The 929-nt window shown below is 65.2% G+C and carries 1 protein-coding gene; it reads right to left on the bottom strand.

Features of this window, described 5'->3' with window-relative positions:
* The coding region (gene bioB / locus SR3_RS30300) for a biotin synthase BioB (protein WP_068095147.1) at positions 1 to 929 on the bottom strand (929 nt) is incomplete at both ends.

The following is a 929-nucleotide window of genomic DNA, read 5'->3' as shown; positions in this document are numbered from 1 at the left end:
TTCGGCGTCCAGATCGGCCTGCGTCTGCGTGATCGCCATCGGCTTGATGCCAAGGCGCGCGAACATCGCCCCATCCTTGTCATCGCCAGCATTGGGGGCCGTCAGCAGCGTGTCACCCGTGAAGATGCTGTTGGCGCCAGCCATAAAGCACATCGCCTGAGTCATCTCGCTCATGCTCTCGCGGCCTGCGCTCAGGCGAACCATGCTCATCGGCATGGTGATCCGCGCCACCGCCACCGTGCGCACGAACTCCACATCGTCGATCTTGGCCAGCGGTGTGTCGGCCAGCATATCGCCCAGCACCGTGCCCTTCACCGGCACCAGAGCATTCACCGGCACGCTCTGCGGATGGCTCGGCAGCGTGGCCAGCGTGTGGACGAAGCCCACGCGGTCCTCGCGCGTCTCGCCCATGCCCACGATCCCGCCGCTGCACACATTGATCCCGGCCCGGCGCACCTGACCCAGCGTATCGAGCCGGTCCTCCATCGTGCGCGTGGTGATCACATCGTTGTAGCGCTCGGGGCTCGTATCGATGTTGTGGTTGTAGTAATCCAGACCCGCCTCGGCCAGCATGTCGGCCTGATGGTCGGTCAGCATGCCCAGCGTCATGCAGGTTTCAAGCCCCATGCCGCGCACGCCCTTCACCATCTCGATGATCGCGGGCATGTCGCGGTCCTTCGGGTTGCGCCAGGCCGCGCCCATGCAGAACCGGCTCGAGCCATTGTCCTTGGCGCGGGCGGCGGCCTGAAGCACGCTCTGCACCGCCATCAGCTTGGTGGGCTTCACCCCGCTGTCGGCCTTCACGCTCTGGCTGCAATAGCCGCAATCTTCCACGCAGCCGCCCGTCTTGATCGAGAGCAGCGTGGAGAGCTGCACCTCATTGGCCGGATGATTCTCGCGGTGAACCTGCGCCGCGCGATAGACCAGCT

This window comes from Novosphingobium rosa NBRC 15208 (genome assembly GCF_001598555.1).
Classification (GTDB): domain Bacteria; phylum Pseudomonadota; class Alphaproteobacteria; order Sphingomonadales; family Sphingomonadaceae; genus Novosphingobium; species Novosphingobium rosa.
Note: the sequence above shows the minus strand (reverse complement) of the source record. Positions and strands in the feature narration are given on the sequence as shown.